Genomic DNA, 12,906 nt, shown 5'->3' with positions numbered 1-12,906 from the left:
GGGGGAAAGGGAGCCGATCGGGGGCTTTTCAGAAACTGACTTCGACTCGGTATCGCACGTCGGTGCAATTCGCCCAGACACCACGATCAGTCCCCTCTCCCTCCGGGAGAGGGTTAGGGTGAGGGGCTCTTCGCGCAAACGATTAACCCGCCATTAACCCGCATCTTTTTCCTGTCCAGACAAGCTGTTACTGTACGGCCCACAAAGCCCAAGCCGCTGGATCGGATCTGACTTGAAGCGTGCCCTCTCCCTGCTCCTGATCAGCCTGGCCTTGAGCTCACCCGCAAGCGCGACGATTACCGAAAGTCATGGTTATGCGCAGTTCGGCACGCTCAAGTACCCGGCCAGATTTACCCATTTTGATTGGGTCAACCCGCAAGCGCCCAAAGGCGGTACGTTGCGGGTGATGGCGTTCGGCACCTTCGATACGGTCAATCCGTACACCTTCAAGGGCACCAGCCCGGTTACCACCGCCAATTTTCTCCAGTACGGCATCAACGAGCTCAACGAGCCGCTGATGGTCGGTACCGGACAGTATTCGCCGTCCGGAGACGAGCCGGCGTCGAGCTACGGTTTGATCGCACAATCGGTGGAGTACAGCGAAGATCGCAGCTGGGTCGTCTTCAATTTGCGCCCCGAAGCACGCTTTCACGACGGCGCGCCGATCACCGCCTACGACGTGGCGTTCTCCTATCGCCTGCTGCTCAAGGACGGTCATCCGCTGTATCGCACGGCCCTGCAGGAAGTGCTACGGGTCGACATCCTCAACAAACAACGCATTCGTTTCGTGTTCAAGCGCTCGGGCAATCCGCTGCTGATCCTGCGCCTTGGCGAGTTGCCGGTGCTGCCGCAGCATTACTGGAAAGACCGCGACTTCAAAGCCACCACCTTCGAACCGCCGCTGGGTAGCGGGCCGTACCGCATCACGTCGGTCACGCCGGGGCGGCAGCTGATTTTCGAGCGGGTCAAGGATTACTGGGGCAAGGACCTGCCGGTCAATCGCGGCAAGTACAATTTCGATCGCATGGAAGTCGAGTTCTACCGCGACAGCGATGTCGCCTTCGAAGCGTTCAAGGCCGGTGAGTTCGACATCTACATCGAGCATCAGGCGAAGAACTGGGTCAACGGCTACAACTTCCCTGCTGTACGTCGTGGCGAGGTGATCAAGGCGCAGATCCCGCATCAGATCCCGACCCAGACTCAGGGCCTGTTCATGAACAGCCGCCGCGCGACCTTCGCCGATGTCAGGACGCGCGAAGCGTTGGGCCTGATGTTCGATTTCGAGTGGACCAACCGTGCGCTGTTCAGCGATGCCTATAAACGCACCAGCAGCTACTACCCCAACAGCGAATTCACTGCGTCCGGCCTGCCGGTCGGCCATGAATGGCTGATGCTCAAACCCTACAAGGAGCAACTGCCGGCCAGGCTGTTTACCGAGCCGTTCACCCTGCCGAAAACCGACGGCCGTGGCATTCCGCGCGAGACTATGCGCAAAGCCCTCGCCCTGCTCGCCGAGGCCGGTTGGAAGCTCCACGGCCAGCGCCTGCAAGACAAAGACGGCCAACCGCTGCGTTTCGAACTGCTGCTGGTCAACCCGAGCCTGGAGCGGCTCTATCAGCCGTACATCGAAAACCTCAACAGCATCGGCATCGACGCGCGCCTGCGCACCGTTGATCGTGCGCAATACAAACAGCGCCTCGATCAATTCGATTTCGACATGATCTCGATGACCCTCGGCCAGACCCTGAGTCCGGGCCTTGAGCAGTGGCAGTACTTCCACTCCAGTCAGGTGAACGTCAAGGGCAGCAAGAATTACGCGGGCATCGCCAACCCGGTGGTCGATCACCTGCTCGAACAATTGCTCGCCGCGCGCACCCGCGACGAGCAGGTCGCCGCCGGCAAGGCGCTCGATCGCGTGCTGCTCTGGCAGCACTACAGCATTCCCAACTGGTACCTCAATTATCACCGTCTGGCCTACCGCAACCGGTTGGCCTTTGTCACCACGCCGCCCTACACCCTGGGCCTGAGCGCATGGTGGCTGAAGTCTTCGGAGAAAGATCGATGAACGCTGTTCGCACCCTGCTCGTGCAGGCCAGCGGCTTGCTGTTCGCCGGGCTGGCCTGGGCCGCCCCGCAACACGCCGTGACCCTGTACAACGAGCCGCCGAAATACCCGGCCGATTTCAAGCATTTCGACTACGTGAACCCTGATGCGCCCAAGGGCGGCGTATTCCGTCAGGCCGGGTTCGGTGGCTTCGACAGCCTCAACCCGTTCATCAACAAAGGCGTACCGGCCGATGACATCGGCCAGATCTACGACACCCTGACCAAACACAGCCTCGACGAGCCGTTCACCGAGTACGGCCTGATTGCCAGCAAGATCGAAAAAGCCGACGACAACAGTTGGGTGCGTTTCTACCTGCGCCCGGAAGCACGCTTTCACGACGGCCACCCGGTGCGCGCCGAAGATGTAGTGTTCAGCTTCGAGACGTTGACCAAGGAAGGCTCGCCGATGTTTCGCGGCTACTACAACGACGTCGCCGAAGCCATCGCCGAAGACCCGTTGAAAGTGCTGTTCAAGTTCAAGCACAGCAACAACCGCGAGCTGCCGCTGATCCTCGGCCAGTTGCCGGTCCTGCCGAAACACTGGTGGGCCAGTCGCGACTTCAACAAGGGCAATCTGGAAATCCCGCTGGGCAGCGGCCCGTACAAGGTCACCCAAGTGAAGGCCGGCCGTTCGGTACGTTACGAGCGGGTCAAGGATTACTGGGGCAAGGACTTGCCGGTCAACCGTGGCTTCTACAACTTCGACACGATGACCACCGACTATTACCGCGACAACACCGTCGCCCTCGAAGCACTGAAGGCCGGGCAGTTCGATTACTGGCTGGAGATGACCGCGAAGAACTGGGCCAGCGCCTATAACGTTCCGGCGGTCACCGAGGGCCGTTTGATCAAGGAACTGATCCCCAACAGCAACCCGACCGGCATGCAGGGCTTCGTCTTCAACCTGCGCCGCCCGGTGTTCCAGGATGTGCGCGTGCGTCAGGCGCTGGGGCTGCTGTTCGACTTCGAATGGACCAACAAGCAATTGTTCAACGGCGCCTACGTGCGCACCCGCAGTTACTTCGAGAACTCGGAAATGGCCGCCACCGGCCTGCCCGACGCCGAGCAACGGACGATCCTCGAACCGTTTCGCAGCAAACTGCCGGCCCAGGTGTTCAGCGAAGCCTTCGAAAATCCCAAGACCGACGCCAGCGGCATGATCCGCACCCAGCAGCGTGAGGCCTATCAACTGCTGCAAGAGGCCGGCTGGAAAATCGTCGATGACAAAATGGTCGACGCCACTGGCAAACCGGTGGTAATCGAATTCCTCCTCGCCCAGACCGAGTTCGAACGGGTGCTGCTGCCGTTCAAGCGCAACCTCAGCGACCTCGGTATCGATCTGGTCATCCGCCGCGTCGACGTCTCGCAGTACATCAACCGCGTGCGCTCGCGGGACTTCGACATGATGGTCGGCAGTTTTCCCCAGTCCAATTCGCCGGGCAACGAGCAACGCGAGTACTGGATGAGCGCCGCCGCCGACAAACCGAGTAGCCGCAACAGCATGGGCCTCAAAGACCCGACCGTTGACCAACTGGTGGAAAGCCTGATCAACGCCGACTCGCGCAAAAGTCTGGTTGCCCACGCTCGCGCCTTGGACCGGGTGCTGCAATGGGGCTACTACGTGGTGCCGAACTGGCACATCAAGAGCTGGCGCGTGGCTTACTGGAATCATATAGGCCACCCGAAAACCTCGCCCAAGTACGACATCGGCATCAACACCTGGTGGGTCAAGCCTGACGCCAAGCCTGCCGTAGAAGTCGAAACCCAACTGCAAGCCGACCCTGCGGGCACGGAGTAATCAGATGCTGGCGTATATCTTTCGGCGACTGCTGCTGATCATCCCGACCCTGTTCGGCATTCTGCTGATCAACTTCGTGATCATCCAGGCCGCGCCCGGCGGGCCGGTCGAGCAGATGATCGCCAAGCTCGAAGGCTTCGAAGGCGCCACCAGCCGGATTGCCGGCGGCGGTGCCGAAGTGGCGGTAGCCGGCTCGTCCTACCGTGGCGCGCAGGGGCTGGATCCGGCGCTGATCAAGGAAATCGAGCACATGTACGGGTTCGACAAATCGGCCCCGGAACGTCTGTGGATCATGGTCAAGAATTACGCGCAGCTGGATTTCGGCGACAGTTTCTTCCGCGACGCCAAGGTCATCGACCTGATCAAGGAAAAGATGCCGGTGTCGATCTCGCTGGGGCTGTGGAGCACACTGATCATGTATCTGGTGTCGATCCCGCTGGGCATCGCCAAGGCCACGCGGCACGGCAGCCACTTCGACGTCTGGACCAGTTCGGCGATCATCGTCGGCTATGCGATCCCGGCGTTTCTGTTTGCGATCCTGCTGATCGTGGTATTTGCCGGCGGCAGTTATCTGGACTGGTTCCCCCTGCGCGGGCTGACTTCGAACAACTTCGATGAGCTGAGCCTGGGCGGCAAGATCCTCGATTACTTCTGGCACCTGGCATTGCCGGTCACCGCACTGGTGATCGGCAACTTCGCGACCATGACCCTGTTGACCAAGAACAGCTTTCTCGACGAGATCAACAAACAGTACGTGGTCACCGCCAAAGCCAAGGGCCTGACCCGCCATCGCGTCCTTTACGGCCACGTGTTCCGCAACGCCATGCTGCTGGTGATTGCCGGTTTTCCGTCGGCATTCATCGGTATCTTCTTCACCGGTTCGTTGCTGGTGGAAGTGATTTTCTCCCTCGACGGCCTCGGCCTGATGAGTTTCGAAGCGGCGATCAATCGCGATTACCCGGTGGTGTTCGGCACCCTGTTCATCTTCACCCTGCTCGGGCTGGTGGTGAAACTGATCGGCGATCTGACCTACACCTTTGTCGATCCGCGTATCGACTTCGCCAGCCGGGAGCATTGAGATGAACCTGTCCCCTCTCAACCGCCGGCGCTTCGAACTGTTCAAGGCCAACAAGCGTGGCTGGTGGTCGCTGTGGCTGTTCCTGATTCTGTTCGGCCTCAGTCTGGGCGCCGAACTGATCGCCAACGACAAACCGCTGGTCGTGCATTACGACAACAACTGGTATTTCCCGGCGATCAAGCGCTATCCGGAAACCGCGTTCGGCGGCGAATTCCCGCTGGAAGCCAACTACAAGAGTCCGTACATTCGCGAACTGCTCAAGGCCAAGGACGCGTGGATTCTGTGGGCGCCGATCCCCTACAGCTACCAAAGCATCAACTACGACCTGAAAGTCCCGGCCCCAGCGCCACCCTCGGCGGACAACCTGCTGGGCACCGACGATCAGGGCCGCGACGTGTTGGCGCGGGTGATCTACGGTTTCCGCATTTCCGTGTTGTTTGCGCTGACGCTGACCGTGCTGAGTTCGATCATCGGCGTGATTGCCGGGGCGCTACAGGGCTTTTATGGCGGCTGGGTCGATCTCACCGGGCAGCGTTTTCTCGAGATCTGGTCGGGGCTGCCGGTGCTGTATCTGCTGATCATCCTTGCCAGTTTCGTCCAGCCGAATTTCTGGTGGTTGCTGGGCATCATGCTGCTGTTCTCGTGGATGAGCCTGGTCGATGTGGTGCGCGCCGAGTTCCTGCGCGGGCGCAATCTGGAATATGTGCGCGCCGCCCGCGCGCTGGGCATGCAGAACGGCGCGATCATGTTCCGCCACATCCTGCCCAACGCCATGGTCTCGACCATGACCTTCATGCCGTTCATTCTCACCGGCGCCATCGGCACCCTGACCGCGCTGGACTTCCTCGGCTTCGGCTTGCCGGCCGGCAGTCCGTCGCTGGGCGAACTGGTTGCCCAAGGCAAATCCAACCTGCAGGCGCCATGGCTGGGCATGAGCGCGTTTGCCGTGCTGGCGCTGATGTTGAGTCTGCTGGTGTTTATCGGCGAGTCCGCTCGCGATGCCTTCGACCCGAGGAAGTGAAATGAATCAGGACAATCTGATCGAAGTGCGCGACCTCGCCGTCGAATTCGGTTTCGGCGAGCGCGTGCACCGCGTGGTCGAAGGCGTGAGCTTTGACATCAAGCGCGGCGAGACCCTGGCACTGGTCGGCGAATCGGGCTCGGGCAAATCGGTAACGGCGCATTCGATCCTGCGCCTGCTGCCCTACCCCATGGCGCGGCATCCGGCCGGCAGCATCAATTACGCCGGGCAGAACCTGCTGGATTTGAGCGAGAAGACCATCCGCCATATTCGTGGCAACCGCATCGCCATGATCTTTCAGGAGCCGATGACCTCGCTCAATCCGCTGCATTCGATCGAGAAGCAGATCAACGAAGTGCTCGGCATCCACAAGGGCCTGAGTGGCAAAGTGGCGACCAAACGCACGCTGGAGCTGCTGGAAATGGTCGGCATTCCCGAGCCGCACAAGCGGCTCAAGGCGCTGCCCCATGAATTGTCCGGCGGCCAGCGGCAGCGGGTGATGATCGCCATGGCCCTGGCCAACGAGCCGGAATTGCTGATCGCCGACGAACCGACCACGGCGCTGGACGTGACCGTTCAGCTGAAAATCCTCGATTTGCTCAAGGATCTTCAGGCTCGATTGGGCATGTCGCTGCTACTGATCAGTCACGATTTGAACCTGGTGCGAAGAATTGCGCATCGCGTATGTGTCATGCAGCGCGGTTGCATCGTCGAACAGGCATCGTGCGCAGAGCTGTTCCGTTCGCCGCAGCATCCGTACACTCGGGAATTGCTCGGCGCGGAGCCCAGCGGCGGCCCGGCGAGCAATGAAATCGGCGCGCCGCTGCTCGAAGTCGAGGACCTCAAAGTCTGGTTCCCGATCAAGAAAGGCCTGCTCAAACGCACGGTGGATTACGTCAAGGCAGTGGACGGCATCAATTTCAGCCTGCCTCAGGGGCAGACTCTGGGGATCGTCGGCGAAAGCGGTTCCGGCAAATCCACCCTCGGTCTGGCGATTTTGCGGCTGATCGGCAGCAAAGGCGCGATCCGCTTTGAAGGCAAGCAGCTAGACTGCCTGACGCAGAACGAGATTCGGCCGCTGCGGCGGGAGATGCAGGTGGTGTTTCAGGACCCGTTCGGCAGCCTGAGCCCGCGCATGTGCGTCAACGACATCGTTGGCGAAGGCCTGCGGATACACAGAATGGGCACCGCAGCCGAACAGGAAGCGGCGATCATTGCGGCATTGAAGGAGGTAGGTCTGGATCCGGAAACCCGGCACCGCTACCCCCACGAATTTTCCGGTGGGCAACGGCAGCGAATCGCCATTGCCCGGGCCTTGGTGCTGAAACCGGCGCTGATCCTGCTGGACGAGCCGACTTCGGCGCTCGACCGCACGGTGCAGCGGCAAGTGGTGGAGCTGTTGCGTTCACTGCAAGCCAAGTACAACCTGACGTATTTGTTCATCAGCCATGACCTGGCTGTCGTCAAAGCGCTGAGCCACCAGCTGATGGTGGTCAAGCATGGCCAAGTGGTCGAACAGGGAGACGCGCAAAGTATTTTTGCCGCCCCCCAACATCCGTATACACAGCAGTTGCTGGAAGCCGCTTTTCTGGCACCAGCCACTGCGCAATAACCTGAAAGAGGAGCAACACATGGGTTTTCTCGCCGGTAAGCGCGTACTGATCGTCGGTGTCGCCAGCAAGCTGTCCATCGCATCCGGCATCGCTGCCGCCATGCATCGCGAGGGCGCTGAGCTTGCCTTCACTTATCAGAACGACAAACTCAAGGGTCGCGTCGAAGAGTTCGCACAAGGCTGGGGTTCGAGCCCTGAGCTGTGCTTCCCGTGCGACGTGGCCAGCGATGAAGAAATCGCCAAGGTCTTCGAAGAGCTGAGCAAGAAGTGGGACGGTCTGGACTGCATCGTCCACTCCGTCGGCTTCGCCCCGGGCGACCAACTGGACGGCGACTTCACCGAAGCCACCACCCGTGAAGGCTTCCGCATCGCTCACGACATCAGCGCCTACAGCTTCGTGGCCCTGGCCAAGGCCGGTCGCGAAATGATGAAAGGCCGCAACGGCAGCCTGCTGACCCTGTCGTACCTGGGCGCCGAGCGCACCATGCCGAACTACAACGTGATGGGCATGGCCAAGGCTTCGCTGGAAGCCGGCGTCCGTTACCTGGCCGGTTCCCTCGGTCCGGACGGCACCCGCGTCAACTGCGTATCGGCTGGCCCGATCCGCACCCTGGCTGCTTCCGGCATCAAGAACTTCCGCAAGATGCTGGCTGCCAACGAAGCGCAGACTCCGCTGCGCCGCAACGTCACCATCGAAGAGGTCGGCAACGCCGGCGCCTTCCTGTGCTCCGACCTGGCGTCGGGCATCAGCGGTGAAATCATGTACGTCGACGGCGGCTTCAACACCACCGCGATGGGCAACATCGAAGAGTGATCTTCCTGTAGCCGTTAAAAAACCCGCCGGATCCGGCGGGTTTTTTTATGCCTGCAGAAAAGCTCGCCCAACTACATATGTACCGCCAACCACCCTGCCCTGCCTTTGATACTCGGCGCTCGATGCTTATCAGCCGCCAGGGAGGCGCAGATGGACGACACACCGGTACATGAACAGACGCTGATTCACAATCTCATCGCAGAATTGACCGCCGTACCGGTGGTCAGCGCCGCCACACCGGCGCGCACGCTGGAGGTTCCCCGTGCATGCCGGCTGCGCGAATGGATGGAGCTTTACTGGAGCGCCCTCGAACGCCCTGAATTTCTCGATTGGGCCAGTGGCTTTAACATCGATCTGGATACCCTGCAGATCAAGGGCGATACCCTGCAAGCGCAATCACCCTCGAACGGCTCCAACGGCGTTCGCACGTTCACGCTGGAAGATGATTCAGGCTGGTGGCAGATGGCGCCGATGCTGCTGTCGATTTCCCAGCGTATCGATCCTGCGGGGCTGGGCCTGCCCTACATCGGCGGTAAATCCGCCAATCCGCTGTATCGGTTTCCACGGCAAGTGGTGCTGGCGTTCTACGGTTACCCGGAACCGCAAAACCAGATTCAGGCCCGAGTCATCCTCGCCGAGCTGAAGAAAACCGGGCTGGCGGCCATCGATGAAAACGGCCAGAGCACGTCGGCGCTAGTGAAGGAACGCAACGCGCAACTGGAAGACTTTCGGGCGATCGCCGATCGAATCGATGAAGTGTTGCTGGCGAGCGACCCTTTCGAGCAGCGAGGCTTTCTCGACACGCCGGTAACCCTCACTTCGGCCTCTGTTTCTGCACCCTCCAGAGGGCCGCGCCTCAAACTGGGCGAGCTTCTGGGCCGCTATGAGTTTGCGTTGCCGCAAGATGCCCGCGAAGCCAAGGCACTTGCGCAACGCCTGCGCCAGCAAAGCTGGCCGGCGCTGCCCTACGTCAGCGATTACGTGCAAAGCAACGACCCCATCCGCAGCTATCGTGAAGAATTTGGCGCTCTGGAAGATAACCGGCACATCGTGCGACGCCTTGAAGCGCTGAGCTGGAACAAAGCGCCCAAGGCCAAGATCGATTACGAGGAAATCAGCGAGCCCCATCCGGATTCCGCGCTGGCGGGACGGATGAAGTATGGCCAGCGTCAATTGCAGACACTCAGCGCCGATGAGGATTTTCAAGCCATCCTGCAGCAGCACGGACTGCCCGCCGACAGTCAATTGCTCGTCACCGAATCCGGTCATGTCGGTACTGCCAGCGTAAAAGGCTGGGTCACCCTGACGGCGCAGGTGGAAAAACAGGCTGATCTGAAACTCTTTCGCGACCAGCTCAAGGCCAAGGCAAGCAAAGCCGGCGGCGCCCTGCGCTCAAGCGGTAAAGTCACCCTTGGGCAAATGCTGCGCTTCTACAATCTGCTTTTGCCGAACACTGTCGAGCAAGCCCTCGCGCTGGTGAAATGGTTCAGGATCAATCTGCACACCCGCCCCGGGCATATGAATCACTGGTATCTGCTGGGCCAGCCGTGGACACAAACCGAACGGTTCACGGCGCAACAGCGTCAGAGCATCATCGACACCACACAGGCGTTTTTACCCGTAGACTCGCCGCCGTTGATCGACTACCTCAGTGAGGGTGTCGATACCGATCTGCCGCTCAAAACGCTCCAGGCAAAAGCCGACTACCTGATCAGCCGTATTCTGATCACACCGCGCGCGCAAACGCTGGGCAATCTGCTGGTGAAGAATCTGGGTGCTCCGGCGCAGGAGAAACGCCTGCTGGCCACCAACCGCGATCGCCTGTTGCTCGCTGCATTGATTCTCAGCCTGGAGCCAAACGCGGGTGAGGATTTGAACCGTATTGTCGTGCAACGTCTGGAGGGGCGTGATTTCTGGGGCGACAGCTATGACGAGGTACGCCGCTTCATTGATCGGCAGCCCGCTCTTGCATCGGTCAAAAACAAAACGCTGGCGACCCATCTGTTGTTGTCCGGTATAGCGCCGGAGTTTCTGACCCGGCATATTCCGCCATCACTCTGTTACATGAGCTGTTCGCGTTGGGTCAGGCTGAAGCAGGTCGTGCTGTATATCGAAAGCCAAATGCCGGGTGTGGCACGCCTGATGAGCTATGAGCAACTGAGCCAACTGACCAAAGGCCCGGCCCCCACGCACTTCTACAAATTCCTGCGCGAGGATTCCTGTGCCTCACTGGTCGTTGACTGGGCGGTTGCCAGAGGGCTGATCCAGCGCAACGCCGAATTTCCGGTGACTGTTTATGACGCCACGACGCTGAAGCAGGCCGATGTCCTGTTCCGCAACCACAATCGCCTGTTGAACGATCTTTATCGGCGGGCGTTCCTCTCGGCACCGCCCACTCCCGTCACGGTTGCCCTGGCCGATCTGCGCAAGGTGTTCAGCGATTCCCCCTACCTCACGGAGAAGGCGCTGTTTGTTGCAGACGCCAACCCGCAGACCTCTGCAGCGCATTACTCGTTGAGCGAATTGCATGTCGCCGGCAAGCTGACAGGGAAGCTGGCGGGATGGCAATCGAGCAATGCACAGTTGCAACTGGCCCCCATGCTTGCCTCGTTGCCCAGACTGCACAATGTGGCGACCTACTTCCATGCGGCACTGAGCGCACGCCTGAGGCAAATGAAGGACGCACATATCGCATTTCTCAAGGAAGCGTTCTGTCGCTTGCCGTTCGCGCAGCGAATCGACATCGAAGACCACGAGCTGGAACTGCTCGCCCTGCGGCCAGTATCGGCAGCCACGGACAAGCTGGCTGACGCCAGCACTGCGCCATTCGGCATCTTGGCGCTGCTGAGTGGGAGTCCAGCCAGAGTCTTCGAGATTTTCACTGGCAGGAATGAAGTGGTGCTGCGTCGCGATATCGACCTTGCATTACTCAAACCATCGGGGGCAAATGATGCGGCGAAATCGCTGCCCGTCGACGCCGAAGCCTATAGGCACGGCTCCCAGCCTCGCTTGAATGCCACTTGTAACGCGTTCATTACTCGCCTCGATAATCAGGGTGCCCCCCTGGCGCAACAGGAGCGCGCCGCCGTGCCCGATACCTTCGCCTCCAACACAGTCAACGCCATCGCCAGCACTGCCGTCAGGCATCTGTTCGATGCTTTCAAAGCGCAAGCCTTGCAAGACGCATTGCGCGTGCCCGAACTCGAGGATGCCGCTGCGAGTCACGAGAAATGGCTGGCGTTTTACCAGAAGCTGAGCCCGCCCAAGCGCTGAGCACTGGCGAATCCGGCGATAGATCGACTGACGCCTTCGCGAGCAGGCTCGCTCCCACAGAGATGGTGCTGAACTGAAAAATCCTCCGCGCCATCGAGACCTGTGGGAGCGAGCCTGCTCGCGAAGACATTCCATCAGCCAGCATCAAATTGCCTGACCCACCGCCATCGCGGGCAAGCCCGCTCCCACGGGATTCAAGGGAGTCTGTGGGAGCTGGCTCGCCAGCGATGGGGCCGTTACTAACAGCCTTTCAGAGCTTGCTTGTGCGCATACATTGCGCCATCCGCATCGGCGAGCAGGCGATCAACGGTTTCGTGGCGTTTGGGGTCGTATTCGATCTGGCCGACGCTGAAGCGAATCGCGTAACCGCGGTGCAGCGTGGCGTTGCGCTCTTCGAGGATCTCCTTGAGCCGCGCCATGATCCGCGTGGTTTCAACGTGGCTGGAGCCGGTCAGCAACGCGACGAACTCATCACCACCCAAGCGCCCCACCACATCGCTCTCGCGAAAGGCAATGCGCAACACATCGGCGAAGGTCTTCAGCGCACTGTCGCCTTCGGCATGCCCGTACAGATCGTTGATCTGCTTGAAGTCGTTGAGATCGAAAAACAACAGCGTCGCCGGTCGGTTCAAACGTGCGCAGGCATCCAGCGCATGCTGGGCCAGTTGCTTGAAACCACGGCGATTGGACAGCAGCGTCAGTTCATCCATGCTTGCCATCTGCACCGCCGTCAGCTCTTGCTCGGCCATCTCCGCGAGGTCGCGCAACAAGGCACGCTCTTCGTCGTCGAGGTTGCGGGGTTTGGTATCGATCAGGCACAAGGTGCCCATTTTGTTACCGTCCGGCACGGTCAGCGGATAACCGGCGTAAAAGCGAATATTCGGCGCGCCGGTGACCAACGGGTTGTCATGAAAGCGCAAATCTTCCAGCGCATCGGGCACCAGCATCAACTCGTTCTGCAAAATCGCATGACCGCAGAACGAGACATCGCGGGACGTCTCGCTGACATCCAGACCCACACAGGACTTGAACCACTGGCGATCCTTGTCGACCAGCGTGACCAGGGCGATCGGCACGTTGAACAGGCGCTTGGCCAGGCGTGTCAGGCGATCGAAACGTTCCTCCGGCTCCGAATTGAGATTCAGGCCATGCAGCGCGTCAATTCGGGAAGCTTCGTTGGCAGGTTTTCCGGGCACCAGCATGCG

Annotated in this window: 8 protein-coding genes; 7 read left to right on the top strand and 1 reads right to left on the bottom strand. The window is 60.3% G+C overall.

The annotated features are described in order from the left end of the window. Positions 1-232: 232 nt before the first annotated feature. From FEE99_RS15100 to FEE99_RS15070, 7 genes are all read left to right on the top strand, one after another. Positions 233-2,065 (top strand): extracellular solute-binding protein, encoded by a 1,833-nt coding sequence (locus FEE99_RS15100; protein ID WP_041478650.1) that lies wholly within the window; start codon positions 233-235, stop codon positions 2,063-2,065. Further along, positions 2,062-3,903, top strand: a complete 1,842-nt coding sequence (locus tag FEE99_RS15095) for an extracellular solute-binding protein (RefSeq protein WP_041478649.1) — start codon at positions 2,062-2,064, stop codon at positions 3,901-3,903. The genes FEE99_RS15100 and FEE99_RS15095 overlap by 4 nt, the downstream gene beginning before the upstream one ends. Positions 3,904-3,907: 4 nt before the next feature. Beyond that, a complete protein-coding gene (locus FEE99_RS15090; RefSeq protein WP_016774154.1) occupies positions 3,908-4,981 on the top strand; it encodes a microcin C ABC transporter permease YejB in 1,074 nt (357 codons plus the stop codon). 1 nt (position 4,982) lies between these two features. Further along, entirely contained in the window at positions 4,983-6,002 is a 1,020-nt protein-coding gene (locus tag FEE99_RS15085; RefSeq protein WP_041478648.1) for an ABC transporter permease, read from the top strand. A gap of 1 nt (position 6,003) precedes the next feature. After that, complete coding sequence (locus FEE99_RS15080) at positions 6,004-7,614, top strand: ABC transporter ATP-binding protein (RefSeq protein WP_041478647.1); 1,611 nt, start codon at positions 6,004-6,006, stop codon at positions 7,612-7,614. 19 nt (positions 7,615-7,633) lie between these two features. After that, complete coding sequence (gene fabI / locus FEE99_RS15075) at positions 7,634-8,428, top strand: enoyl-ACP reductase FabI (protein WP_003202751.1); 795 nt, start codon at positions 7,634-7,636, stop codon at positions 8,426-8,428. Between the two features lie 150 nt (positions 8,429-8,578). Continuing rightward, positions 8,579-11,701: a hypothetical protein gene (locus tag FEE99_RS15070; protein ID WP_041478646.1), complete on the top strand. Its 3,123-nt coding sequence runs from the start codon at positions 8,579-8,581 to the stop codon at positions 11,699-11,701. A 239-nt stretch (positions 11,702-11,940) separates the two neighbouring features. On the opposite strand, the gene FEE99_RS15065 is transcribed toward FEE99_RS15070, so the two are convergent. Further along, positions 11,941-12,903, bottom strand: coding sequence for a sensor domain-containing diguanylate cyclase (locus FEE99_RS15065; protein WP_041478645.1), 963 nt, complete (start codon positions 12,901-12,903; stop codon positions 11,941-11,943). Positions 12,904-12,906 lie beyond the last annotated feature (3 nt).

It is taken from the genome of Pseudomonas sp. ef1 (genome assembly GCF_007293365.2).
Lineage (GTDB): Bacteria > Pseudomonadota > Gammaproteobacteria > Pseudomonadales > Pseudomonadaceae > Aquipseudomonas > Aquipseudomonas siliginis.
The sequence above is the reverse complement of the archived record's forward strand: the minus strand, read 5'-3'. Positions and strand labels throughout refer to the sequence as shown.